Origin of the sequence: Mariluticola halotolerans, assembly GCF_021611515.1 — a bacterium.
Taxonomy (GTDB): Bacteria; Pseudomonadota; Alphaproteobacteria; order Rhizobiales; family Devosiaceae; genus Mariluticola; species Mariluticola halotolerans.
Genome location: NZ_CP090960.1, coordinates 2,909,682 through 2,934,916, shown reverse-complemented (window position 1 = coordinate 2,934,916; position 25,235 = coordinate 2,909,682). Strand labels below are relative to the sequence as shown.

Here is a 25,235-nt window from a genome sequence, read left to right as displayed (position 1 = left end):
CTCACTGCCCCTGTACCTGCTCGGTGATCAAACCGATTTTGGAATAGCCGGCACCCGACAGGGCACCCATGACCTGCATGACCGTGCCATATCCAGCACTGGCATCACCGCGCACATAAATGCGCTCATCGGTGCCGTTGACGGCAATCTCGTTGATCCGGGCCACAAGTTCTTCCACTGGCACCACATCCTCAAGCAAATAGACCTGCCCCTCTGGCGTCACGGACACGGTGATTGGCTTGGCTTCCGTGTTGAGCGATTTGGCCTGTGTCTCGGGCAGATCGATTGGCACACCCACAGTCAGCAAGGGTGCTGCGACCATGAAAACGATCAACAGCACCAGCATGACGTCAACCATCGGGGTGACGTTGATTTCGGACATGGGCGCGGAACGGCCTCTGCGGCCCCGGCGGCGTCCGGTTTTACCGGCTCCAACGGACATACCCATCAGCGCTTGCTCCGCGCTTCAAGTTGCCGTGACAGGATCGTTGAAAACTCGTCTGCAAAACTCTCCAGCCGGGCGGTCAGCTTGCCTGAATCCGAGGACAATTTGTTATAGGCAATGGTTGCGGGAATAGCGGCCAGAAGGCCAAGGGCTGTGGCAAACAGCGCCTCGGCAATGCCCGGCGCCACAACGGCCAGACTGGTGCTTTTGGAACCGGCGATCGACTGGAAAGCATTCATGATGCCCCATACCGTGCCGAACAGGCCCACAAAGGGCGAAGCGGAGGCAACAGTTGCCAGAAAACCGAGATTTTTCTCGAGCACATCGCTTTCGCGACCAATGGCAACATCGAGCACTTTCTCAAGCCGGGCCTGCAAGCCGATCGGCGAGGACGCGTTCTGCTCGTGACTGCGTTTCCATTCCTTCATCGCTGCAACGAATACTGCATCAAGACCGGTCACGGTGCGCTGTGACAGCGTCTGATACAATTCTTCAAGCGACTGGCCGGACCAGAAGGTCTTGTCGAACCGGTTCATCGCCCGGCGCGCCCGGTTATACAGCATGGATTTGTCGATAATGATCGCCCACGACCAGACCGACGCGCCCAACAGCCCAAGCATGACCAGCTTGACGACCCAATCCGCCTGAAAAAACAGCGCCAGCAACGAGAAGTCGACTTCTCCCGCTGCGCTTACAGCATCCATACTTTCCATGAATTCCAACCTTTACCGCAAGACCGCCAGCGTGACCGCCAACCGGCCTTAGCCATGCCCCATACGTCGCATGGCGTCGAATTTTGTCAAATTTAAGAGAAACACCACCGATTGCCGTGCATTCCACCGCACCCGCGCCATCTCTCATCCCATTATGGTCAATGAAGGGTTAATAATCGATTCAAGGGGTGCGAAATAGCGCCTGCAGTATTTTTGGCATCCGCGTCGCCCGCCCCGCCGCATTGATCACCGCAATCGTCACCCGCGCCCCCGCCAACTGCACCCCGTCGCGATAAATCGCCTGATCAAGCACAATCCGCGCCCCGCTCATCGTGACGACCGCAGTGGTGACAACCAGCGCATCATCGATATGCGCGGCCTGAATGAAATCAACTTCCATATGCCGCACGGCAAAGGCCAGCCCCTGCTCGGCCAGTTCAAAATGATGCACCCCGAGATCCCGCAACCATTCGGTACGGCCGCGCTCGAAGAATTTGACATAGGCCCCGTGATAAACATTGCCGGAAAAATCGGTATCTTCGTAATAGACCCGCACCGGAAATTCGAATACGGCGCTCATTGGGGCAATTCCCTTGAAGGGATGGGGGCAAAAATCATGGGATCAATCGTCTCCGTTTTCCGCTGCCAAGAGTCATGAGTGCGCCGGGCCAAGTCAATGACAGGTTTGATTTTTGCGGCAGGTTTTCGCTGAAAGCGCAACGCCTGCCGCACCCGCCCCGTCATTCCCGCGCAGGCGGGAATCCAGCAGCGGGCAGTCCTGCCCGCGAAAGACATCCCTCGCACCGCCGACGCGGTGCACTGGATCCCCGCCTGCGCGGGGATGACGATGGGGGTGGGGAGAGAATGCGGTCGCAGTAATCGCGCGCACCCCAAAGCCCCCGTCAGGCCCAAAGACCCAACGGTGTCCATAATCAGGCGGCATGAGACGGTGCATGGCCCGTCTGAGAGTTAAAACAAATGAGACATACACCGTCTCATGCAACCGGGGTTTTTGGCGTGGCCTGTGCTCTTACTAGCGCTGGGGCCCATCCCCGCTTCCTTTCGGAAGTACACCTGCCAACGGGGGCAGGCTGGTCGCGGCACAGTTTTGGCCTTCCCTGAGGCGACCCCCAAGGAACCCGGTCCCTCTTCACCCCGGACGTTCGTCGCGCCGGCGCCGGTGATGTGAAAAGGTGGGATGAGGATAAACGGGGTTTGGGGGGCGTCGATAAGTTTTGTGGGGGGCGGTGGTTTTCCCTCCCCTTGATGGGGAGGGTGGCCCGGCACAGCCGGGTCGGGTGGGGTGGAGCCACAAGCGCGGTTTGTGCGGAGAGATCGCAGAGTCTTTGTTTGGCCCTTTGGGCCAACCCCCACCCTTAAACCCTCCCCACAAGGGGGAGGGAGAAGAAGGTCGCCGGGTTATGTGCGTGCCGCTCTGGATTGCCGCGCGGCTTCGCCGCTCGCAATGACGACGAGGGATTTGTGATTGGGTTTGGGCGAGATCTAGCCCTTCACCCCTTTTTGCCCGGACTTGATCCGGGCATCCATGCGATGTGGCCGATATCGTATGGACCCTCGGGTCAGGCCCGAGGGAGAAGGAAGGGGGACGTGCCATTTGTTGTCCTATCTCCGATCGTCATACTCGGGCTTGACCCGAGTACCCATGCGATTGGGCAGCAACCACGGGTGGGAGTGTGGTGCGGGAAGGTTGGGACTGACCTGCCCTTCATCTAATCTGGATGGTTGGTCATGGGCCCTCGGGTCAAGCCCGAGGGTGACGATCTGGGGGATGAGGGTTTGGGGCGTTCCACACCCACTCCGTCATTCCCTGCGAAAACGGGAATCCAGTGCGCCGCGTCGGCGGTGCTAAAGATCAGCTTTCCGGTTCGTCGAACAATCCGGACTGCCCGCCGACGAACCCTTGCGGCACTGAGCGGCCGAGGTGCTGGAAGGCGGTGCCGGTCATCATGCGGCCGCGCGGGGTGCGCTGGATAAAGCCCTGCTGCATCAAATAGGGCTCGACAATATCCTCAATTGCATCGCGCGGTTCGGAAAGCGCGGCGGCAATGGTTTCGATCCCGACCGGGCCGCCATTATAATGCTCGGCAATGATATCGAGATACCGCCTGTCGAGCAGATCAAGGCCGCGCGCATCCACATCGAGCCGTAACAGGGCCTTGTCGGCTACAGACGCGTTGATTTCGGGCGCGCCATCAACAAGGGCAAAATCGGTGACCCGGCGCAGCAGCCGCCCGGCAATACGCGGTGTACCGCGCGAACGGCGCGCAATTTCAAGCGCCCCGTCGGCACTCATGCCGACGCCGAGCAGGCCCGCGCCCCGCGAGACGATTTTGACCAGTTCTTCGGGCGTATAGAAATTGAGCCGGACCGGAATGCCAAACCGGTCGCGCAAGGGCGTGGTCAAAAGACCCGCACGGGTGGTGGCGGCAACCAGCGTGAACCGGGCGAGATCAATCCGCACCGAACGCGCTGCCGGCCCCTCGCCGATAATCAGATCGAGCTGGAAATCTTCCATCGCCGGATAAAGGATTTCCTCGACCGCCGGGCTCAAGCGGTGAATTTCGTCGATGAACAACACGTCGCGGTCTTCAAGATTGGTCAGCAGCGCCGCCAGATCACCGGCCTTGGTGATAACCGGGCCGGAGGTCGCCCGAAAGCCAACCCCGAGTTCGCGCGCCACGATTTGCGCCAGCGTGGTTTTGCCCAACCCCGGCGGGCCGACAAACAGCACATGATCCAGCGCCGACTTGCGCTGGCGCGCCGCCTCGATGAACACCTGCAGATTGGCCCGCGCCGCTTCCTGACCCACAAACTGGTCGAAACCGGAGGGCCGCAGCGACACATCAAGCTCGCTGTCACGACCCGCATCGGCCGAAGTCAGATCCGTCAACTACTCAACTCCCGAAGTCCAAGGCGAATGAGTTTCTCGGTTGGCACATCTTCGCCCTCTCTGGCAATGATCCGCGCCACCGCACCGGACGCCAACTGGCTGGAATAGCCAAGATTGGTGAGTGCCGACACCGCATCGGTGACATTGCCGGCAGCAGCTCCATCACCAAGCGCTGTCTGCAACCCGAGCGCCCCGGCATCCACCGCACCAAGATCGGGCGCCTTGCCCTTCAGTTCGGTCACAATGCGCTGCGCCAGTTTGGGACCAACGCCATTGGCCCGGCCAATCGCCGTCTTGTCCTGCAGGGCAATGGCGCTGGCCAGTTCGGAAGAGGTCAGCACCGAGAGAATGGCAAGCGCGACACGCGCGCCCACACCCTGCACACCGGTGAGCGTGCGGAACCAGGATTTCTCCGCCTGACCGGAAAAGCCGTAAAGCCGGATCATGTCTTCGCGCACGATCATTTCAACAAACAGCGTTGCCGCCTCACCCGGTTTTGGCAGCGCTGCCAGCGAGCGCGAGGAACAAAACGCCTCGTAACAGACACCCCCCACATCGAGCAGCACGAAATCATCGCCGAAACTGTCAACAATCCCCTTGAGTTTACCGATCATGCCCGTACCGCCTGTAGCCTGAGATCGCGCCGGTGATGCGCATGGCAAATGGCAATCGCCAGGGCATCCGCCGCATCCGCGCTGTTGAAATCCGCCGCGGGCAGCAGTGTCTTGATCATCAGCTGAATCTGGTTCTTGTCCGCATGGCCCGTGCCCACCACCGATTTCTTGACCAGGTTGGCCGCATATTCGCCCACCGGCAAACCGAGCGCTGCCGGGGTCATCAAAACCACCCCGCGCGCCTGACCAAGTTGCAGCGCCGAGCGCGCACCCTTGTTGACATAGGTTTCTTCCACAGCCGCTTCATCTGGCTGGTACTTTTTTATCAGGGCCGTCAGCCCCTCGAACAGGAAGGCCAGCCGATAGGCCAGCTCGCCCTGCACCGGTGGCGTCAATGTGCCCGCCGCCACGAACTGCAACCTGTTGCCATTGCTCTCGATTATGCCCCAGCCGCATTTCCGCAAGCCCGGATCAATGCCAATGATTCGTACAATATTTGCCATGAACAACCCTATTCAACTCCGGCAAACCTACCAAGACTTGTGTGAACAAACCAGAAACAAATCCACCAAAACCTGACCAGATCGTTAAAATTTTAACTTTTGAAGGAAGGTCATGTTCACAGGTCAAAACTAGGTTCGCCGCGGGGGCAGCAAGGGGACGCATCGCAATGGTTGGACCAATTCCGAAACTGCCCGCAATCGCATGGGCAAACGTGATTTTGTGGACACTGGCTATCACTTTGGGAACGCTGGTTATTTCAGCGTTCATTGCCACGGGGATCATGCTGGTTTTTACAGGCAATCTGGAGATCACGGGCATTCTGCTGGCCCTGATTCTGCCATTGCTGCTGGCCGTGCCCGTGGCCGGCTTTTTCATGATCCGGCATTATCAGATGCTGGAGGACAACCGGGTACTGCAACGGCTCGCCTATACCGACAGCCTGCTCGATTGCATGAACCGGCGCGGCTTCACCGCATCAGTGGATATCGCCCTGCAATATGCCACCCCGCACCGCCCCTGCGCGTTGCTGATCATCGATATCGACAATTTCAAGCGGGTGAATGACCGCTTCGGTCATGATCAGGGCGATATTGCGCTCGGCATCGTTGCCGACGCTATCCAGTCTGCCATCCGGGCCGGCGACATGCTGGGGCGTATCGGTGGTGAGGAATTTGGCGCTTTTCTGCCGGGCGGAGACGATGCCCAGGCGCGCCAGATCGCTGAACGCATCCGCCAGGCGGTGGCGGCCGCGCATTTTGCCCCTGATGGCGCGCGGCATGACCTGTCGGTCAGCATAGGCGGCATTGTCGCCACGGAACCGAGCGCATTCGCCATGCTCTATCGCGCGGCTGACCAGCGGCTTTACGCGGCCAAACAGGACGGGCGCAATCGCGCCCGGCTGGATCATGTAAAAGACGATAAAAGACCATTGCCGCCTGCCCTGACCGGCGCAACCGGCTGATCGGGCAAGGCGGGCAAAAGGTTTTGCGCTAGTCGGAGATTTTCGCCATGTCTTCGTCGCTCATCTCGAAATTCGCATAGACGTTTTGCACGTCATCATCGTCATCGAGTGCGGCGAGCAGCTTCATCAGGGTTGCCCCCTTTTCGGCATCAACCGGGGTGCCGTTCTGCGGCTTCCAGATCGGCTTGACCGATTCGGCTTCTCCCAGCGCCTTTTCCAGCGCGGTGGAGACATCGCCAATCGCCTCGAAAGTGCAATAGATCGTGTGACCGTTTTCATCCGAGACGACATCATCGGCGCCCGCTTCAATCGCCGCTTCCATCACGGTATCCGCGTCGCCGGCACTGGCGGGATAAACAATTTCGCCAACCCGGTCGAACATGAAGGCAACGGTATTGCTTTCGCCCAGTGCGCCGCCGTTCTTTGAGAAGGTGGCCCGTACATTGGAGGCCGTGCGGTTACGGTTGTCTGTGAGGGCTTCAACGATGATCGCAACGCCACCGGGGCCATAGCCCTCGTAGCGGATCTCGTCATAATTCTCGACATCACCCATCGAGGCCTTGTTGACCGCCCGCTGGATATTGTCCTTGGGCATGGACTGGGCCTTGGCATTGTTGATTGCCAGGCGCAGACGCGGATTCATGTCCGGGTCCGGCGCGCCCATTTTTGCCGCAACGGTGATTTCCTTTGAGAGCTTTGAGAAAAGCTTCGAGCGCACCGCGTCCTGACGGCCCTTGCGGTGCATGATGTTCTTGAACTGTGAATGGCCGGCCATTGATGCCCCTGGTTCATCCGTTTTCGTCGAATTTGCGACGCTTATAAGTAACTCTCGCCATGGCGTCAAAAGGGGAAAGAGGATTTTTGGGCAATGGGCGGCCCCGCTGTCACCGCAAAAGTGGCCGGACGGGGCCGAAACCCCGCCCGTCACGCACAGAATCTAGCCCGGATCGCGCCGGTTCCAGATGTTCTCGTCAATCCGTTCAACAAGCTCGGGATAATCCTCGGCATGAAAGATCGGCGTACGGCCCGCCTTGCGCTGAACCGTGTAATCGCGGGTCAGCTTGACGACGGTTCCCGACAGCAGAACGATGGCAATCAGGTTGACCGTCGCCATCAGCCCCATTGAGGCGTCGGCAGCGTTGAAGACGGTCGCCACACTTTCGTAGGCACCCCAGACCACCATTGCCAGAACCCCGAGCCGCAAAACGGTCAGCCCGGTTGTATTGCCCGCCTTGAGAAAGGTCATGGCATTTTCCGCATAGGAATAATTGCCGATGATCGAGGTGAAAGCGAAGAACAGAATGGCGATGGCAATGAAATATTGCCCGGCTCCGCCGATATGCACGGTCATTGCCGCCTGGGTCAAAGGCGTGCCCGTCAGTTCCGAACCCGGCACCATGACACCGGACAACAGGATCATCAGCGCCGTCGCCGTACAGATCAGCAGCGTGTCGATGAACACGCCCAAAGCCTGCACAAACCCCTGCGAAGAGGGGTGGTGCGGATTGGGCGTGGCAACGGCGGCAATATTGGGCGCAGACCCCATGCCGGCCTCATTGGAGAACAGACCGCGTTTGACGCCATTGAGCATGGCCGCCACCAGACCGCCCGCCGCCGCATCAAACCCGAAGGCGCTTTTGACGATCATCGCCAGAACCCCGGGGACTTCTGTGATGTGCATGGCAACGATATAAAGCGCGACCAGCAGATAAAGCCCTGCCATGAACGGCACGATGATTTCCGCGACCCGCGCGATCTGCCGGATACCACCGAAAATGACGATAGCGGTCAAAGCGGCCAGGGCGATCCCGACCCAGATTTTCTCGAAACCAAAAGCGCCCTGCATGGCATCGGCGATCGAATTGGCCTGCACCGCGTTGAACACCAGCCCGAACGCCAGGATCAGACAGACCGAGAAAACCGCCCCCGCCCAGGGCGCATTCAGCCCGCGCGCGATGTAAAAAGCCGGCCCGCCACGATATTCGCCATTCTCGTTTTTGGTTTTGTAGAGCTGCGCCAGGGTGGATTCCGCATAAGCCGTGGCCATGCCAACCAGCGCCACCATCCACATCCAGAAAATCGCGCCCGGCCCGCCGAGATAAAGCGCGACGGCCACACCGGCCAGATTGCCCGTGCCAACCCGCGAGGCGAGACTGGTGCACAATGCCTGGAACGGGCTGATACCCGCCTTGTCGCCCTCACGCGAGCCCAGGACTGCCCGGAACATTTCGGGGAAATGGACAAATTGCACAAATCCCAGCCGGACGGTGAAGAATATCCCCACCGCCAAAAGCCCGTAAATCAATACGTAGCCCCAGAAAATATCATTGAGAAAATCGATGATCACGTCCATGAACCCGCTCCCGCTTTTCGGCATTGAACCGTTGGCCCGGCGCTGCAGCGCCGTCTGAAGGAGCAGGTGCTCAGTGATTTGCAATCCCTGCTCATCCCTGCCCGGTATCCGAACCGATCAAAACATTGATGGCAAGTTTTTTCGGGAATGCTGTGGAATAGCCGGTGCAAATACCGGTGTGAATCTATGCGGTAGAACCACCGAAATCAGGCACGGTTTCGCTCAGGCTGCCGCCCACCCGCAAGGGCGCAATATAGGTGCACAGCCCGGTTTTCGGATCGGTTTCGATGACAACGCCCGACAGGCTGGCCTGCCCCTCGGCGGGAATAAAGCGCCCGCGCGGAATACCGGTCAGGAACCGGTTGAGCGGCTCATCCGCTTCCATTCCGATGACACTGTCATAATCGCCACACATGCCCGCGTCCGACATCAACCCGGTCCCGCCGGACAGGATACGGTGATCGGATGTGGGGATATGGGTATGGGTGCCCACAACCAGCGAGACCTTGCCATCGAGAAAATGGCCCATCGCCTGCATTTCCGAGGTCGCCTCGGCATGCAGATCAACCACAATGGCATCCGCAATGAATTCAAGCGGGCATTCGTCGACAGCCGTCTCGATGGCCCGGAAGGGATCGTCGACCGGGTTCATGAACACCCGGCCCTGCCCCTGCACCACCAGGACCCGGTGACCATTGCGGCCATGACAGAGCATGGCCCCGCGTCCCGGCGCATCGGGCGACATGTTGATGGGTCGTACCAGCGTCGGTTCCCGCTCGATATAGCTGAGCGTGTCGCGCTGATCCCAGGCGTGATCGCCAAGGGTCACCACATCGGCACCGGCATCCTTGATATCCTTGAAATGGCTTTCCGTCAGGCCCTTGCCATGACTGGCATTCTCACCATTGACGATAACGAAGTCGAGCGCCAGCCGATCAATCAGGCCCGGCAGGCGATTGCTGACCGCCTCGCGGCCAGCCCGTCCAACAACATCGCCCAGAAACAAAATCCGCATGCTCAGGAAAACCGTGTGACGCCGGTTTCGGTCACCAGATAATCAAGCGGCACGTCATGATCATCGGCCGGAATACTGTCCAGCTCCTGCGCGGCGAACGCATAGCCGATCAACACCGGTTTTTTTTGCATTACGGCAATCGTGCGGTCGTAATGACCCTTGCCATAGCCGAGCCGTGTGCCCGCCCGGTCGAAACCAAGCAGGGGAATGATGATCACATCAGGTTCCACAACCGGCGCATCATCGGGCGGGGCCAGCGTGCCGAACCCGGCCTCGTAAAGCGCCGCGCCCAGCGCCCAGCGCCGGAACTGCAACGGGGTATCATCGCCGGTGATCACGGGCAGACAGACCGGCTGAAAACTGTCCATCAACCGCGCCAGAACAGGTTTGCAGTCAATCTCGTCGCGAATGGGCCAGTAGGCGGCAACAATCTGCCCCTCGCCAATCTCCACATCCGCAAAAAAATGTTCGGCGGCCTGGGTTACAGCCTCCGACCTGAGGGCAGAACCAAGCGCTGCACGTTGCTGGCGGGCCTGCTCACGCAGAGCGGCTTTGGCTTCTTCGATCAGATTGTCGGCCAAACGGCTTATCCTGTTCTCGTCAATTAGGTGCCGCCCTGGCCGTGGGATGACGATCCCGGAACCTACATAGTAGGTGGGCACCGTATGTCCGAACCCACGGGTCCGGTCAGGCACAGCTCCCTTAAGATCGATAAGGCCCCGGGAATACTTATCCTACACGCACCGGGCAGCAACACTCATATAGTGCTAACATTGCCCCGGCGCAAAGGGGCAAATGCCAGCATCTGAAATTCTAGTTCTCCGCACCATCCTGATTGGCCGCTTCAATCACGGAAGCCGCCAGTTCAATCTTGCGCGCCGCCTCCGACATGCGGCTGGCAAACCGGGTTTCCAGCTCTTCGCTTTCCGCCGCCAGCGCCTGCCCGGCACGGGTAATTTCATCCAGTTCCGCTTTAAGGCTTTCAAGGCGGCGTTCGGCTTCCACGAGACTGTCCATCACGGAAATGCCCGCCATAACCGTCAAACGGTTATCGCCAATCTCGCCAAAATCACCCTTGAAACTGCTGACATGCTTGTCAAAACGCAAACCAAGGCTTTGGAGGTGATCCTCCTGCCCGTCTTCGCACGCCATGCGATATTTGCGCCCATTGATCTCGATACTGACTTCGGCCATTGGTTTCTCCTCCAGCCTCAACTATTTCGCGAGCACGGATTTGACCGTTTCCATGGCATCCACCAATCGGCGGGAGACCTGTGCCGCGCCTTCATCCAACCGCGCGGCTTTTTGCTGCACACGTTCAAGATCGGCGGAAAGCCGGTTACGGTCTGCGCGCAATTGCTGACGTTCTTTTTCAACCGCCGCAAGGGATCGCCCCTGCTCGCCAAGGCGGACGACCCCCTTTTCAAGCCGCGCCAGAGCGCGATCAAGACGCTCCGAGGCGACTTCATAACTGTCTGAACTGCTGATTTCGCCCATTATAACCTCTTCGGATCAATTCGAATCCGTTTCAAAACCACCTAAGCCCAAGCCAAGGCAGCTTGGCAACCATCATAGTGCGCCCGGCAACCACTGCCGAGATTGACTCATCACCGGGAACTGTTATGTCTCACACCCGCATTTGAGCCAATAGCTGGCCTGTTAATTTGAACCGACCAAATGTCGAGCAGCCTTTAAGAGAAGCGGAATTCCATGACCGATCACGCCAAACATGTTGCTATGGCCAATGCCATTCGTTTTTTGTCTCTGGACGCCGTAGAAAAGGCAAAAAGCGGGCACCTTGGCCTGCCCCTTGGTGCCGCGGATATCGCCACGGTATTGTTCAGCCAGTTCCTGCGTTTTGACCCAAAGGCGCCTGACTGGCCCAACAGGGACCGTTTTGTTCTTTCTGCCGGTCACGGCTCCATGCTGCTTTATGCGCTGTTGCACCTGCTCGGCTATGAAGACATGACGATTGAGGAAATAAAGAATTTCCGCCAGCTCGGCTCCAAAACCGCTGGTCATCCCGAATATGGCCACGCTGCCGGGATTGAAACCACAACCGGCCCGCTCGGCCAGGGCGTGGCCAATGCCGTGGGCATGGCCATTGCAGAAGCCAAGCTTGCTGCCGAATTCGGCGACGACGTTGTCGACCATTTCACCTATGCGCTTGTCGGCGACGGCTGCCTGATGGAAGGCATCAGCCACGAAGCGGCAGCCCTTGCCGGTCATTTGCGGCTGAACAAGCTGATTGTGCTGTGGGACAATAATGACATCACCATTGATGGCTATGTCTCCCTTGCCGATTCAACCGATCAGGTTGCCCGCTTCAAGGCCTATGGCTGGAACACGATCGAGATCGACGGCCATGACCCTGAAGCTGTGGCCAAGGCAATTGCCGCCGCCCAGGATAGCGACCTGCCCACTTTCATCGCCTGCAAGACGACCGCTGGCTATGGCGCGCCAACCCGCGCCGGCAAGCCCAAGGCCCATGGCGGCCCCTACGGCGCGGAAGAAGCCGAAGGCACCCGCAAGGACCTGCATTGGGACCACGAGGCCTTCACCATTCCCAACCAGATCATGGACGACTGGCGTCTGGCCGGTCTGCGCTCCACCAAATTGCGGGTGGATTGGGAAGCCAAGCTGGAGGCGCTGGAAGCCGACCAGGCATCGGATTTCAAACGCCGCATCGCCCGGCAGATGCCGCTCGGCTTTGATGAGGCAATTGCCGAATACAAGGAACAACTGGCCAAGGACAAGCCGGCTGTGGCCACCCGCAAGGCCTCGAACATGGCCCTTGAGGTGATCAACAAGATCCTGCCCGAAACCGTGGGCGGCTCCGCTGACCTTAACGGGTCCAACCTGACCAAGACCTCCGGCTTTGAAGATTTCAGCGCCGAAAACCGCAATGGCCGTTTCATCAATTACGGTGTGCGTGAGCATGGCATGGCCGCGGCAGTCAACGGCATCGCCCTGCATGGCGGCTTGCTGCCCTATACCGGCGGTTTCTTTGTATTCTCCGATTATTGCCGCCCCTCAATCCGTCTGGCGGCCTTGATGGGCATTCGCGCCATCCATGTGATGACCCATGATTCCATCGGTGTGGGCGAAGATGGCCCCACCCATCAGCCGGTCGAGCACCTCGCCTCGCTGCGCGCCATGCCCAATATCGATGTATATCGCCCAGCGGACGCCACCGAAACCGCCGAATGCTGGCAATTGGCGCTGGAACGCACCGAAGGCCCGAGCATTCTCGCGCTCACCCGCCAGAACGTCGCCGCCGTGCGCGCCAGCTTTGAAAAAGACAATCTGTGTGCCCGTGGCGCCTATCTGCTGGCCGGTGACGCCAATGCCGATGTGGCCATTTTCGCCTCCGGTTCGGAAGTCGAGATCGCGGTTGCCGCCCGCACTGAACTGGAACAGCAGGGTATTTCCGCCCGCGTGGTCTCCGTGCCCTGCCATGAGCTTTTCTTTGCCCAGGACAAGGCCTATCGCAAACAGATCATCGGCACGCCGAAACTGCGGGTTGCGGTTGAAGCAGGTGTGCAGCAGGGCTGGGAACGGTTCATGGGTGAAGATGGCGTCTTCATCGGCATGGACAGCTTTGGTGCATCCGCACCGGCCGGCACGCTGTTCGAGCATTTTAACATCACCAGCAAGGCAATAGTTGAAGCTGTCACGTCCCGGTTGTAAGAAACACTCGCAATCTTCCGGTTAGCCAATTTTCAGGAGCACTTACCATGACCGTTCGCGTCGCTATCAATGGCTTTGGCCGCATCGGCCGCAATATCCTGCGCGCCATCATCGAATCCGGCCGCACTGACATTGAAGTCGTCGCGATCAACGATCTGGGTCCGGTGGAAACCAATGCGCATCTGATCCGCTATGACTCGGTTCACGGCAAGTTTCCCGGCACGGTGAAAGTCGATGGTGACACCATTGACGTGGGCCGTGGGCCGATGAAGGTCTATGCCATCCGCGACCCCAAGGAACTGCCCTGGGCTGAGCTGAACATTGACGTGGCCATGGAATGCACCGGCATTTTCACCGCCCGCGACAAGGCCGCTTTCCATCTCGAGGCCGGCGCCAAGCGCGTTCTGGTATCTGCCCCGGCATCCGGCGCCGATATCACCGTCGTCATGGGCGTCAACGAAGACCAGATCACCAAGGATCACCTGGTGATCTCGAACGGTTCGTGCACCACCAACTGTCTGGCGCCGCTGGCCAAGGTGCTCAATGAAGGCGTTGGCATTGAATACGGCTTCATGACCACCGTGCATTCCTATACCGGCGACCAGCCGACGCTGGACACCATGCACAAGGATCTCTACCGCGCCCGCGCCGCAGCCTTGTCGATGATCCCAACCTCGACCGGCGCTGCCAAGGCGCTCGGTCTGGTTTTGCCTGAACTTGAAGGCAAGCTGGATGGCGCATCGGTTCGCGTGCCGACACCGAATGTCTCGGTGGTTGACCTCACCTTCCTCGCCAAGCGCGAAACCAGTGTTGAAGAGATCAACAAGATCGCCAAGGCCGCTGCCGACACCAGCCGTTTGAAGGGCATTTTTGAATATGACGACGAGGCCAAGGTCTCGACCGATTTCAATCATGACCCCACATCATCAAACTTTGCCGCCCAGCAGACCAAAGTGGTTGGCGGCAAGTTCGTGCATGTGATGAGCTGGTACGACAATGAATGGGGCTTCTCCAACCGCATGGCAGACACAGCCGTTGTGATTGGCAAAACGCTCTAATTGCCGCTCTAACCTGCCACTTCCAAGCGCTTGCGGCCATTGCCGCGAGCGCAATATGCGTATTCTTGACAAACTGTTGCTTCACTTTGAGGCAGGTTCTGGCATAGTCGTGCTTTAAGCAGGATTTTCAACAGAAGGTCACCCATTCATGGACCTGGGCGAGTTAATACGCAGCTTTGTAACTTTATGGGTCGTCGTTGACCCCATTGGCACCGTGCCGGTATTTATTGCCGCAACAGCTGGCCTTGCCGCAGCCCAGCGCCGGGCTGTCGCGATACGCGCCATTATTGTGGCCGCCGCCGTTTTGCTGTTCTTTTTGATATTCGGTCAGTTCCTGCTCGAGGCAATGGATATCTCTCTGGTCTCGTTCCAGATCGCGGGGGGCATCATATTGCTGCTATTCGCCCTGACCATGATCTTCGGCCAGCCCAAATCGGCCGGTGAGATGGAAGACATCCCCAAGGACCATATGCAAAGCGCGGTCTTTCCCCTGGCCATGCCCTCGATTGCCGGCCCCGGTGCCCTGCTGGCGGTTGTTCTGCTGACAGATAATAACCGTTTCTCTGTTGCCGATCAGATCGTGACAGCATTAGTGCTGGGTGCTGTGCTGATAATCACGCTATTGTTTATGCTCGCGGCAGCGCCGATCAACAAGCTTATCGGCAGCGGCGGTGAAAGCATCATTTCGCGCGTCATGGGCATGGTGCTGGCAGCGGTTGCTGTCGATGCCGTCCTGAACGCCTTTGCCGATCTCGGATGGATCAACCAAACCCTTCTGATTAACGGCGGCTAAAACAACGGAGAGCCTTCTTATGGCAAAATTCAAAACCCTCGACGATTTCGATCTCAAGGGCAAACGCGTGCTCGTGCGTGCCGACCTCAATGTCCCGGTCAATGACGGCAAGGTCAGCGACGCCACCCGGATCGAACGGCTGGTGCCTACCCTCCGGGACATCACCAAGGTCGGTGGCAAGGCGATCCTGCTCTCCCATTTCGGCCGCCCCAAGGGCAAGGTGAACCCGGAAATGTCGTTGAAGGTGACCGTTGACGCTGTTGAAGCGCTGGTGCACCGCCCGGTGATTTTTGTGGCCACCGACTGGACCGATGTCAGCGCCGCCGCCAAGGCCATTGAAGCGGCCGAAGACGGCAGTGTTCTTGTTCTTGAGAACACCCGCTTCCATCCCGGTGAAGAGGCCAATGACACCGAACTGGCCAAACGCATGGCTTCCCTCGGTGATATTTACGTCAATGATGCCTTCTCGGCCGCGCACCGGGCTCATGCCTCGACCGAGGCCGTGGCCCATTTGCTGCCCGCAGCCGCCGGCCGCGCCATGCAGGCGGAACTCACCGCCCTTGAAGCCGGTCTCGGCAAGCCGCAAAAGCCGGTAATTGCCCTTGTCGGTGGTGCAAAAGTGTCCTCCAAGATCGACCTTTTGGAAAACCTTGTCACCCGGGTCGAAGCGCTGGTGATTGGCGGCGGCATGGCCAATACCTTCCTTTATGCCATGGGCATCGGGGTGGGCAATTCCCTATGCGAGAAGGATCTGGCGGAAACCGCCAATCGCATCATGGAAAAGGCCAATGACGCCCGCTGCTCGATCATTCTGCCGGTTGACGCCTGTGTCGCCTGGCACTTCGAGGCCAATGCGCCGCATCGGCACTATGGCCTTGATGCCATGGACCCGGACGGCATGATCCTTGATGTCGGCCCCGCCTCGATCGAACGCATCAAGGGCGCGATCGACGAAGCCAGGACCCTGATCTGGAATGGCCCGCTGGGTGCATTCGAGCTGCCCCCCTTTGATACCGGCACGGTGGAAGTGGCCCGCCACGCCGCCAAACGCACTCATGACGGCCACCTGATTTCGGTCGCCGGGGGCGGGGACACCGTATCCGCTCTCGCCCACGCAAAGGTCAAGGACGACTTCACCTATGTCTCAACCGCTGGCGGGGCATTTCTGGAATGGATGGAAGGCAAGGAATTGCCCGGCATCACCGCCCTGACCGCTGCATAAAACCAAAAGAGGCGTCCATGAGCGTGCAACCGCCACGTCTTGCTTTAGCCCTCGTGGCGGCAGCCATGCTGACGGGCCCAGCGCTCGCGGATGACGCCGCGGCATTCGTCTGCGTCGCCGGAGATATCAGCTACAGCTTCGCCATCAACCCGGCCACGCCCGATCAGGCCGAGTTGGATATCTCCGTTGGCGAGATGGTTGATCCCTCCCTCGCCCGCACCGACAGCCTGCCCGGATACTGGAGAAAAGAGAATTTCTTTTACGAGAAAGATGGCTTGCGCTTTTTCGGCAAGGACCATGTCGCCTTCCTCGAGGATAACGGCAGTGAACCCATGGTCTGCCTGCCCGATAAAGGCATGAACGCAATGGGCGATCTCAACATTGCCGGGCAATCCTGGGGTGGCAAGGTACGCACCGGACCGGGGATGACATTCGACCAGACCGACAGCCTCACCGAGGGACAGCCGGTCAAACTGCTGCGCAATAGCGGCGTGACCTTCAATGGATACGACTGGTTCGAAATTCAGTATGACGGCAAGACCGGCTTTCAGTGGGGCGGTATTCTGTGTACGGATAGCGCCGATGTAGCGGGCACTTTCAGCCCCTGCAGCCAATAGTTTTAAAAGTCCGCCCAGGCGGACAAGGGCTTCCAGCCGGCAGCAAAATCGCCGGTGTCCTTTTTGTCGTCAAATTTCACGCGCAAAGCTGAACCCTCAGGAACATCATGAACACGCAGATTTTTCTCATCGCGCCCCAGAATGCCGATATCGAAACCTTCCCGGCACAGCTTGGTGAAGCGATTGATGCCACCTATGTCTCGGCGCTGCTGCTGACACGCGGCAAACGCAGCGAAGAGGAATATGAGGAACTGGCCCGCGCTATTCTGCCCATCGCCCAGGACGCCGGCTGCGCCGTGCTGCTGGACAATATGCCCGCCCTTGCCAAATCCATCGGTGCCGACGGTGTGCATATCACCAGCGGCATCAATGCCTTTCGCGAAGCGCTCGAAATGCTGAAACCCGACATGATCGTGGGCGCGGGCGAACTGCATTCGCGCCATGACGCCATGACCAAGGCAGAAGCGGGCGCTGATTACATGTTCTTCGGCCCGATTGAGGGACAGGGCGACCGCGACCCCACCGCCCGCGAAGAAGCGCGCTGGTGGTCCGAAACCTTTGAAGTGCCCGCCGTCTATTCCAATCCCGATGCAACCCTTGACGATGTCGATGCGGAAGGATGCGAGTTTGTGGCCATCGCCCCCAGCACATGGCTGACCGCTGAAGGCCCCGCCGCCACCCTTTCCGCCATCGCTGAAACGCTCGAAGACGCCGAATGAAGATTGCCCGTGCCCTGCTGCTGGCTGGCCTTGTGCTAGGTGTACCCGTTCTCGCGCATGCCCAGAGCACGGCTGACGCAACGGCCATCAGCGAGGAAATTTTCGGCCCCCGCCAACCGGTTGATGAAGCCTATGGCGCCTTCCAGCGCGGTTATTACCTGACAGCGCTGAGCCTTGCATTGCCGCGCGCCGAACAGGATGACGCCCCGGCCCAGACCCTGATTGCCGAGATCTACGCGCAAGGATTGGGTGTGGCGCAGAACCCTGCCCGCGCTTCCAGCTGGTATGCGCTGGCCGACAAGAATGGCGACACGGCCGGAACATTTGAACTGGCCATGATGTATCAAAATGGTCGTGGCGTGCCCAAGGACCGCAAGAAAGCCGCCGAACTTTTCAAAAAGGCCGCCGAAAAAGGCCATCCCGAAGCCAAATACAATCTGGCGCTGCTGCACGTGGAAGGGCTCTATGCCGAGCCCAATCTGATAAAGGCCACCGCCCTTTTGAAAGAAGCGGCCGAAGCCCTGCTACCCGAGGCGCAATATGATTATGGCGTCGTACTGATGGAGGGCGCGGGCACACCGCCCATGCCCGAGGCCGGCGCCGAACAGATCCATCTGGCAGCACAACAGGGTTATGGGCCGGCATTGGTCGATTACGCCACCCTGCTCTATCTGGGCCGGGGTGTGGAGAAAAATATCGAGGAGGCGGTTGCCTGGTATGACCGGGCCGCCAATATTGGCAGCCCCGTGGCCCAGAACCGTCTGGCCAAGCTTTATGCATCCGGTGAGGGCGTTGAGCTCGACTTGCAGACAGCCGCCATGTGGCGGTCCCTTGCCCGCCGTCAGGGATTGACTGACCCCACCCTCGACAAGCTGCTGATTTCGATTTCAGCCAGCGATCTTGCAGCCGCCGAAGAGCGCGCCCGCTTCTGGCCGAGCAAGCCGCCAGAGGCCGCAGAATCACTAAAACCTTGAACCAGAGCCCAATCTGAGGCAAAAGCGCGCCAATTAGAGATTTGGCCCGCGCGGGCCGTTTGCAGGAAAAGTCCGAAAATCATGAAAATCAACGGCAACGAAATTCGCATTGGCAATGTGATCATGCATCAGGATCGCCTTTGGGTGGCGGTCAAGACCGATCACGTCAAACCCGGCAAGGGCGGCGCTTACGCTCAGGTCGAACTGAAAGCCATTATTGGCGGCACCAAGCTCAACGAGCGTTTCCGCTCCGCTGAAACCGTTGAACGCGTGCAGCTTGAGCAAAAAGACTTCCAGTTTCTTTATGCCGAGGGCGACAGCCTGGTATTCATGGATCAGGAAAGCTACGAGCAGATCAATCTGGCCAAGGATTTCGTTGGCGAACGCGTGGCATTTTTGCAGGACGGCATGACCGTGACCGTGGAAATGTACGAAGAAACCCCGCTTGGCGTGAAACTGCCCAGCCAGGTGACCCTCGAAATCACCGAGACGGAGCCTGTGGTCAAGGGCCAGACGGCTGCGAACTCGTTCAAGCCTGCCATTCTGGAGAATGGCGTCAAGGTCATGGTGCCGCCCTTTGTGTCCCAGGGCGAAAAGATCGTCGTTGATACAGAAGAAGTCACCTATCTGAAGCGCGCTGAATAGCAGCTGTCGCGGGGCCGGGGGGAAACCCGGCCTGCATTTGAAAGATACCATGGGGCGGTTTGCCGGGAACACCGGCACCGCGCCTTGTTTACCCTCGTCAACCGAAAGCAATTGTCATGGCCCGTTCGGCTCTTCTCAACATCATGGTGCAGGCCGCTCACAAGGCAGGCCGCTCCCTCACCCGCGATTTCGGCGAGATTGAGAACCTGCAGGTCAGCCGCAAGGGCCCCGCTGATTTCGTCTCCAATGCCGACCGGCAAGCCGAGGAAGTGGTTTTCGAGGAACTGACAAAAGCCCGCCCCACCTATTCCTTTCTGATGGAAGAAGGCGGCGAGGTGAAAGGCACGGACGGGCAGCACCGCTGGCTGGTCGATCCGCTCGATGGCACCACCAATTTTCTGCACGCCATCCCCCTGTTTGCCGTTTCCATTGCGCTGGAGCGCAATGGGGAACTGGTGGCAGGTGTCGTCTATAATCCGGTGACCGACGAATTGTTCACCGCCGAAAAGGGCGGTGGTGCATGGATGAACAACAAGCGTCTGCGCGTGGCGGGCCGCAAAAATCTTTCTGATGGTGTGATCGCCTGCGGCATCAAGCTGACCGGCACGGCCGACGACGCGCGCACGCTGAAACAACTGGCCCATATCTCCCCCGCTGTTGCCGGCATCCGCCGCACTGGTTCTGCGGCGCTCGACCTTGCCTGGACGGCCGCCGGACGGTTTGACGGCTATTGGGAAGCGGGCCTGAAGCCCTGGGATATTGCCGCGGGCATGTTGCTGGTACGCGAGGCTGGCGGATTCCACAGCGATTACGCCGGCAAACCGAACAGTCTGGTCAACGGCGAAATCATCGCCGCCAACGAGCAGATTCACACCGCTTTACACAAGGCGATCCGCACCGTCGGCTGATTTTAGGCCGTTTGCCTTTGGGAAGCGGCTGAATAGCCATTGTCACGCCAGATTGCTCTGACTACTCTTGTGCTGCACCCAGCCGGAGGAAGCGTGTTTCGCCATGTCTGATAGTTATGATCCCTATCACCTTGCCAGCCCGACCCTCTATCTGGTCAAGATCGTCGTATTTCTGATCCTTGTGGGGTTGCTCGGGGTAATCCTGTCGCCGCAATTGCTGGTGGCCTTCTGGTCCAACCCCTTCATCAACGGGCTGATCCTGTTTGTGCTGGCGATTGGCATCCTGCTCAGCTTCCGCCAGGTGATCCGCCTGTTCCCCGAAGTGCGCTGGGTCAACTCGCTGCAGGACGGCATTCCCGACGCCAATGACAAACCACCCGTTCTGCTGGCGCCCGTTGCCGGGATCATGCGGGATCGGCTGGGCGAGGCGGTGATCACCCCGCAGGCCATGCGCTCCATCCTTGATTCTGTTGGCTTTCGCCTCGATGAAGCCAAGGAAACCTCGCGCTATCTGACCGGCCTTCTGGTTTTCCTCGGCCTGCTCGGCACCTTTTATGGCCTGTTACAGACCGTTGGGTCTGTCTCCACCGTCATTCAGGGTCTGGATGTGACCGCAGGCGATGCCGGCGATTTGTTCGGCACGCTCAAACAGGGCCTTCAGGCTCCGCTAAGCGGCATGGGTACAGCCTTCTCGTCCTCGCTGTTCGGCCTCACAGGCTCGCTGATCCTTGGCTTTCTCGACCTGCAGACCGGCCAGTCGCAAAACGCGTTCTATACCGATCTGGAAGACTGGATGGCCTCGATGACCGAACTTGACCACCCCATGACCGCCATGCAGGCCTCCGGCCTTGGCGTCTCGGGTTCGGACATGCAGGCCATGTTCGACAGGCTCGGCACCACCATGCAAAGCTCGAACTCGTCGCAAAACGCCATTCGCGCCATGGCTGAGCTGGCTCGCGGCATTGATGGACTGGTCAAGCATATCCGTGCCGAACAGGATGATTTGCGCAAGCACATCATCGAACAGGGCGAGACCAATAAAAAGCTGCGCGAACTCATGGAAGCCATGTTGCGCGAAGACAATAGCGACCGAAACCAGCATCATTAAGGGCTGACAAATGGCATCCTATGGCCGGCGCAATGTCGAACGCACAAATTACTGGCCCGGCTTTGTCGACGCCTTGTCGAGCCTTCTGCTCGTCATCATGTTCCTGCTCTCGCTTTTCGTGCTCGCACAATTCTTTCTCGGGCAGGAAATTCTGGGCAAGGACACCGCGCTGTCGCGGCTCAATTCCCAGATTGCCGAACTGACTGAATTGCTGCAGCTGGAACGGGCCAACGCCGACGAGCTGGAAACCACCATCGCCAGCCTCAGCGCCACGCTTTCCGGGACAGAGGCGGAACGGGACAGCCTGCGTGCGCAAATGAGTGGCGTGGGCGGCGGGCTGGCCGACAAGGATGCCCAGATTGCAGGGCTGACCGCTGAACTGAACGCCCAGCAGGAAATCTCCAGCGAAGCGGCGGCCCAGGTCGCCCTGCTCAACCAGCAACTCGCGGCTCTCCGCACCCAGATCGGCGCGCTGGAACAGGCGCTGGAAGCCTCGGAGAACCGCGACACGGAATCGCGCACCCGCATTGCCGATCTTGGCCGCCGTCTCAATCTCGCCCTCGCCCAGCGCGTGCAGGACCTGTCGCGCTACCGTTCGGACTTTTTCGGGCGTCTGCGCGAAATTCTCGCCGACCGCTCCGATGTGCGCGTGGTGGGCGACCGGTTCGTCTTCCAGTCCGAAGTGCTGTTCAATGCCGGTCAGGCCAATATTTCGCCCGAAGGCAGCGAGGAAATTGCCAAACTGGGCGAGGCCCTGTTGCAGCTGGAACAAGAAATACCGCCCGAAATCAACTGGGTTTTGCGCATTGATGGCCATACCGACCGGCGGCCGATTGCGACCTCGCAATTCCCCTCAAACTGGGAATTGTCGGCAGCGCGCGCGATTTCGGTGGCCAAATATCTGGTGGAACAGGGTGTCTCGCCCAACCGGCTGGTCGCCGCAGGTTTTGGCGAATTCACCCCGATCGATCCCGGCGACAGCGAGGAAGCCTATCGCCGCAACCGCCGCATCGAATTCAAGCTGACCGAAGGCTAGGCCGACTGGACCTCAAACGGCAAGACCGCCCCGGCGCGCGCATCAAGCCAGCGCGCCATCCTGATAATGGAACTGTAATTTTGCCAGCTCGGCATAACGCCCGCCCTTGGCAACCAGTTCATCATGGGTGCCCTGATCGATCAGGTGACCGCTATCGAGCACAAGAATGCGGTTCGCATCGCGAATGGTTGCCAGACGATGGGCGATCACGATCGATGTGCGCCCCTCCATCAGCCGTTCCAGCGCTTCCTGCACCAGATGCTCACTTTGCGCGTCCAGCGCGCTGGTGGCCTCGTCAAGCAGCAGAATGGGGGCATCCTTGAGCAGGGCCCGGGCAATGGCAATACGCTGCTTCTGGCCGCCTGAGAGCATGACACCGCGCTCGCCGACAATCGATTCATAGCCATTTTGCAGGCCGCCAACGAATTCATCGACAAGAGCGGCCTGTGCCGCCGCCATCACTTCCGCATCGGTCGCCTCTGGTTTGCCGAAACGGATGTTCTCGGCAATCGTGCCCGCGAACATCATCGATTCCTGCTCCACATAGGCAAAGCGCTTGCGCAATTCGAACGGCGACACATCGCGCACATCCAGCCCATCGACACTGACCGTGCCTTTTTTCACGTCATAAAAGCGCTGCAACAGGGCAAAGACAGTGGATTTTCCGGACCCCGAGGCCCCAACCAGCGCAACCGTTTCGCCCGGCTCGACCTCAAAACTCAGATTATCAAGGACCGTCTCATTGTCACGCGTCTGATAGGCAAACCCGACCTTGTCGAACTTGACCGTACCTTTTGGCGGCAGCGGCATTTCCTTGGGCTTTGCGGCAATCGGCAATCCCGGCTCGGTGTCGAGAATTTCAATCAGGCGCTCGGTCGATCCGGCGACTGCTTGCAACGACCCCCAGACCTCGGAAACATTGGTCAGCGAACCGGCGGCCATCAGCGCGAAAATCAGAAACTGGGTCAGCTGCCCGGCGGTCACACTGCCCTCAAACACGGCGCGGGCGCCCCACCAGACCAGTAGAACGATGGCGGCGGCGCCCAGAAAGATGACCACGGCCACGAGAAACGAACGCATCAGCAACCGGCGGCGCTCGGCCTGGAAACTGACCTCTGACCATTTGCCAAACGAAGCGGACTGCGCGCCTTCCTGCACAAAGGCCTTGATGGTGCGGATCGCACCAAGGCTCTCCGTTGCCATCGCGGAAATATCGGCAATCGCATCCTGGGTGCGGCGCGACATGCCGCGCAAACGGTGGGTAAGAAAGACCATCGGCACCACAATGGCGGGAATGATCAGCACCACGGCCAGCGCCAGTTCTGGCGCGGTCAGGAACATCATCACCACGGCCCCCGCGATCGTCACAAGCGAGCGCAAGGCCAGCGAGGCACTCGAACCAATGGCGCTGCGGATGATCGCCACATCGGAATTGAGCCGGGAGGTCAGTTCGCCCACACGGTGCGTATCAAAAAAAGTCGCATCAAGGCTGAGCATGTGATCGAACACGGCGGTGCGCAGATCGGTCAGGATGCGTTCGCCGATCACCGAAATGAAATAGAATCGCGCACCACTGGCCACCGCCATGATTCCCGCGAGCAAAACAATGCCGACCCCGTATTGGGTCACATTATCCAGGTTCTGCGAAATAAAACCCTCGTCGATCAGACTGCCTGTTGCCAGGGGGATCGAGAGAGAGGCAATCGTTGCCACCAACAGGAAGACAATCGTCAGAGACAGCCGCACCGGATAGCGCATGAGAAACGGCACCAGACGACGCAAAGGCTTGATATCCTTGGCGGGAGCCTCGACTTCCGAGGGTCCGCGTTGTCCGGCCGTCACATTTTGCGCTGTACTATCGGTCATGTATCGGCCATGCCTGTTTGTGGAGATGCTCCTACATAGGCACTGGCGCTTATGCCTGCAACCGGCGTTTGCACCATCCGGCAAGGCAAACCGTCACACCTCTTGCAGTTTGCGTATTGTTTCTGTAGAAAGCCCGCCAACCAGTTAAGTGAATGCTCCCCGGGCGCCTTTGCGCCCGTTTGATTTGAGGGTGAAGCGATGAAAAAGGATATCCATCCGGACTATCACACCATCAAGGTTGTGATGACCGACGGTACCGAATACGAAACACGTTCGACCTACGGCAAGGAAGGGGACACCCTTCAGCTCGATATCGATCCCAAGACCCATCCGGCATGGACCGGTGGCTCGGGCCACCTTGTCGACCGCGGCGGCCGCGTCTCCCGGTTCAAGGAAAAGTTCAAGGGCATCCTCGGTTAAATCCGGGCCAAAGCCTGACGAGTATAAAAAAACCCGGCCAACTGGCCGGGTTTTTTGTTTGTCTCAGACGGGTAAGCTATTTGACCCGGGCCCCAAGACCAAAAGCGGACTGCAACCGGGACATCTGATCGGCCACACCATTCGCCCGGCTGGCATCAGTATCGCGCGGCACCTCCCCGCGCTCCAGCTTGTCGAATTGCACAACCCGCTCATAAAGCCGGTCACCCTTGGCAATGTAATCGGTCAATGCCGGGGGCAACTCGTCCCAGCCCGGTCCCCCGCGATCCGACGGGGTAGCGGAAAATTTCACCTTGGCTTTCTCGGCGCGCCCGTTCTCCGGCGTGATCTCGCCTTCATGCACCGCGCGCTGCAAAAGCAGCCAGGAGGCAATCTGCATTAACCTTGTGGTGAGCCGCATCGACTCAGTGGCATAAACGAAAGAGGCATCGCGCGGCAGGTTGCGGCTGTCTCCCCGTCCCGCACCATCCAGATAGGCGGCAACCTCTTCAATCAGGGCCATGCCTTCGCGATAAAGCGCATCGAACCCGCCCGATGCAATAAATCGGGGGCCGATGGCAACCGCGCCGGGCCTGTCCTGTTTGTTTTCCACGCGTTTCCAGCCAAAAATTTGAAATATCGAATGTGCAGATCTTACGCCGCAAA

The 25,235-nt window shown here is 59.2% G+C and carries 27 protein-coding genes and 1 other RNA gene; 13 read left to right on the top strand and 15 right to left on the bottom strand.

Going from position 1 to position 25,235, the window contains the following annotated elements:
• Position 1: 1 nt before the first annotated feature.
• From tolR to ruvC, 6 genes are all read right to left on the bottom strand, one after another.
• Positions 2 to 448 carry a protein TolR gene (tolR, locus tag L1P08_RS14020; protein ID WP_303617611.1) on the bottom strand — a complete coding sequence of 149 codons (447 nt, stop codon included), beginning with the start codon at positions 446 to 448 and terminating at the stop codon, positions 2 to 4.
• Positions 448 to 1,158, bottom strand: a complete 711-nt coding sequence (tolQ, locus tag L1P08_RS14015) for a protein TolQ (protein ID WP_438268420.1) — start codon at positions 1,156 to 1,158, stop codon at positions 448 to 450. Before tolQ ends, tolR begins: the two co-directional genes overlap by 1 nt.
• Before the next feature lie 181 nt (positions 1,159 to 1,339).
• Entirely contained in the window at positions 1,340 to 1,738 is a 399-nt protein-coding gene (ybgC, locus tag L1P08_RS14010; protein ID WP_303617610.1) for a tol-pal system-associated acyl-CoA thioesterase, read from the bottom strand.
• Between the two features lie 1,293 nt (positions 1,739 to 3,031).
• Complete coding sequence (gene ruvB, locus L1P08_RS14005) at positions 3,032 to 4,069, bottom strand: Holliday junction branch migration DNA helicase RuvB (RefSeq protein WP_303617609.1); 1,038 nt, start codon at positions 4,067 to 4,069, stop codon at positions 3,032 to 3,034.
• On the bottom strand, positions 4,066 to 4,683 hold the full coding sequence (gene ruvA / locus L1P08_RS14000; RefSeq protein WP_303617608.1) for a Holliday junction branch migration protein RuvA: 618 nt from the start codon (positions 4,681 to 4,683) through the stop codon (positions 4,066 to 4,068). The genes ruvB and ruvA overlap by 4 nt, the downstream gene beginning before the upstream one ends.
• Positions 4,680 to 5,186, bottom strand: coding sequence for a crossover junction endodeoxyribonuclease RuvC (gene ruvC, locus L1P08_RS13995; protein WP_303617607.1), 507 nt, complete (start codon positions 5,184 to 5,186; stop codon positions 4,680 to 4,682). The genes ruvA and ruvC overlap by 4 nt, the downstream gene beginning before the upstream one ends.
• A gap of 167 nt (positions 5,187 to 5,353) precedes the next feature.
• Between ruvC and L1P08_RS13990 the strand changes: the two genes are divergently transcribed.
• Positions 5,354 to 6,148, top strand: coding sequence for a GGDEF domain-containing protein (locus tag L1P08_RS13990; RefSeq protein WP_303617606.1), 795 nt, complete (start codon positions 5,354 to 5,356; stop codon positions 6,146 to 6,148).
• Between the two features lie 28 nt (positions 6,149 to 6,176).
• On the opposite strand, the gene L1P08_RS13985 is transcribed toward L1P08_RS13990, so the two are convergent.
• From L1P08_RS13985 to L1P08_RS13955, 7 genes are all read right to left on the bottom strand, one after another.
• On the bottom strand, positions 6,177 to 6,923 hold the full coding sequence (locus L1P08_RS13985) for a YebC/PmpR family DNA-binding transcriptional regulator (RefSeq protein ID WP_303617605.1): 747 nt from the start codon (positions 6,921 to 6,923) through the stop codon (positions 6,177 to 6,179).
• Between the two features lie 162 nt (positions 6,924 to 7,085).
• A complete protein-coding gene (locus L1P08_RS13980; RefSeq protein WP_303617604.1) occupies positions 7,086 to 8,501 on the bottom strand; it encodes an alanine/glycine:cation symporter family protein in 1,416 nt (471 codons plus the stop codon).
• Between the two features lie 184 nt (positions 8,502 to 8,685).
• The gene (locus L1P08_RS13975) at positions 8,686 to 9,516 is read right to left on the bottom strand and encodes a TIGR00282 family metallophosphoesterase (RefSeq protein ID WP_303617603.1); all 831 of its coding nucleotides are present in this window, start codon (positions 9,514 to 9,516) and stop codon (positions 8,686 to 8,688) included.
• Positions 9,517 to 9,518: 2 nt separating this feature from the next.
• Positions 9,519 to 10,097: a 5-formyltetrahydrofolate cyclo-ligase gene (locus tag L1P08_RS13970; protein ID WP_303617602.1), complete on the bottom strand. Its 579-nt coding sequence runs from the start codon at positions 10,095 to 10,097 to the stop codon at positions 9,519 to 9,521.
• Positions 10,098 to 10,120: 23 nt separating this feature from the next.
• Positions 10,121 to 10,273: non-coding RNA, 6S RNA (ssrS, locus tag L1P08_RS13965), on the bottom strand.
• Positions 10,274 to 10,329: 56 nt separating this feature from the next.
• The gene (locus L1P08_RS13960; protein WP_303617601.1) at positions 10,330 to 10,710 is read right to left on the bottom strand and encodes a cell division protein ZapA; all 381 of its coding nucleotides are present in this window, start codon (positions 10,708 to 10,710) and stop codon (positions 10,330 to 10,332) included.
• A gap of 21 nt (positions 10,711 to 10,731) precedes the next feature.
• Positions 10,732 to 11,013, bottom strand: coding sequence for a DUF4164 family protein (locus tag L1P08_RS13955; RefSeq protein ID WP_303617600.1), 282 nt, complete (start codon positions 11,011 to 11,013; stop codon positions 10,732 to 10,734).
• A gap of 213 nt (positions 11,014 to 11,226) precedes the next feature.
• Here L1P08_RS13955 and tkt point away from each other — a divergent pair, with 213 nt between their 5' ends.
• The 11 genes from tkt to L1P08_RS13900 all read left to right on the top strand — a co-directional run bounded on the left by tkt (position 11,227) and on the right by L1P08_RS13900 (position 22,286).
• Positions 11,227 to 13,206 carry a transketolase gene (gene tkt, locus L1P08_RS13950; RefSeq protein WP_303617599.1) on the top strand — a complete coding sequence of 660 codons (1,980 nt, stop codon included), beginning with the start codon at positions 11,227 to 11,229 and terminating at the stop codon, positions 13,204 to 13,206.
• Between the two features lie 47 nt (positions 13,207 to 13,253).
• The gene (gene gap / locus L1P08_RS13945; protein ID WP_303617598.1) at positions 13,254 to 14,264 is read left to right on the top strand and encodes a type I glyceraldehyde-3-phosphate dehydrogenase; all 1,011 of its coding nucleotides are present in this window, start codon (positions 13,254 to 13,256) and stop codon (positions 14,262 to 14,264) included.
• A 148-nt stretch (positions 14,265 to 14,412) separates the two neighbouring features.
• Positions 14,413 to 15,057 carry a MarC family protein gene (locus L1P08_RS13940; RefSeq protein WP_303617597.1) on the top strand — a complete coding sequence of 215 codons (645 nt, stop codon included), beginning with the start codon at positions 14,413 to 14,415 and terminating at the stop codon, positions 15,055 to 15,057.
• Positions 15,058 to 15,076: 19 nt separating this feature from the next.
• Positions 15,077 to 16,279: a phosphoglycerate kinase gene (locus L1P08_RS13935; protein ID WP_303617596.1), complete on the top strand. Its 1,203-nt coding sequence runs from the start codon at positions 15,077 to 15,079 to the stop codon at positions 16,277 to 16,279.
• Positions 16,280 to 16,296: 17 nt separating this feature from the next.
• The gene (locus L1P08_RS13930; RefSeq protein ID WP_303617595.1) at positions 16,297 to 16,896 is read left to right on the top strand and encodes an SH3 domain-containing protein; all 600 of its coding nucleotides are present in this window, start codon (positions 16,297 to 16,299) and stop codon (positions 16,894 to 16,896) included.
• 107 nt (positions 16,897 to 17,003) lie between these two features.
• The gene (locus L1P08_RS13925) at positions 17,004 to 17,615 is read left to right on the top strand and encodes a thiamine phosphate synthase (RefSeq protein ID WP_303617594.1); all 612 of its coding nucleotides are present in this window, start codon (positions 17,004 to 17,006) and stop codon (positions 17,613 to 17,615) included.
• The gene (locus tag L1P08_RS13920; RefSeq protein WP_303617593.1) at positions 17,612 to 18,589 is read left to right on the top strand and encodes a tetratricopeptide repeat protein; all 978 of its coding nucleotides are present in this window, start codon (positions 17,612 to 17,614) and stop codon (positions 18,587 to 18,589) included. The genes L1P08_RS13925 and L1P08_RS13920 overlap by 4 nt, the downstream gene beginning before the upstream one ends.
• An 81-nt stretch (positions 18,590 to 18,670) precedes the next feature.
• Positions 18,671 to 19,234: an elongation factor P gene (gene efp, locus L1P08_RS13915; protein ID WP_303617592.1), complete on the top strand. Its 564-nt coding sequence runs from the start codon at positions 18,671 to 18,673 to the stop codon at positions 19,232 to 19,234.
• 116 nt (positions 19,235 to 19,350) lie between these two features.
• Entirely contained in the window at positions 19,351 to 20,142 is a 792-nt protein-coding gene (locus L1P08_RS13910) for an inositol monophosphatase family protein (protein ID WP_303617591.1), read from the top strand.
• Positions 20,143 to 20,245: 103 nt separating this feature from the next.
• On the top strand, positions 20,246 to 21,250 hold the full coding sequence (locus L1P08_RS13905) for a flagellar motor protein MotA (protein WP_303617590.1): 1,005 nt from the start codon (positions 20,246 to 20,248) through the stop codon (positions 21,248 to 21,250).
• Between the two features lie 10 nt (positions 21,251 to 21,260).
• Positions 21,261 to 22,286: a peptidoglycan -binding protein gene (locus L1P08_RS13900; RefSeq protein WP_303617589.1), complete on the top strand. Its 1,026-nt coding sequence runs from the start codon at positions 21,261 to 21,263 to the stop codon at positions 22,284 to 22,286.
• A gap of 42 nt (positions 22,287 to 22,328) precedes the next feature.
• On the opposite strand, the gene L1P08_RS13895 is transcribed toward L1P08_RS13900, so the two are convergent.
• Complete coding sequence (locus L1P08_RS13895; protein ID WP_303617588.1) at positions 22,329 to 24,152, bottom strand: ABC transporter transmembrane domain-containing protein; 1,824 nt, start codon at positions 24,150 to 24,152, stop codon at positions 22,329 to 22,331.
• A 198-nt stretch (positions 24,153 to 24,350) separates the two neighbouring features.
• On the opposite strand from L1P08_RS13895, the gene rpmE reads away from it, so the two are divergent.
• Entirely contained in the window at positions 24,351 to 24,572 is a 222-nt protein-coding gene (gene rpmE, locus L1P08_RS13890) for a 50S ribosomal protein L31 (RefSeq protein WP_303617587.1), read from the top strand.
• Between the two features lie 76 nt (positions 24,573 to 24,648).
• Here rpmE and rcdA read toward each other — a convergent pair whose 3' ends face one another.
• On the bottom strand, positions 24,649 to 25,182 hold the full coding sequence (gene rcdA / locus L1P08_RS13885; RefSeq protein WP_303617586.1) for a protease adaptor protein RcdA: 534 nt from the start codon (positions 25,180 to 25,182) through the stop codon (positions 24,649 to 24,651).
• Between the last annotated feature and the right edge of the window lie 53 nt (positions 25,183 to 25,235).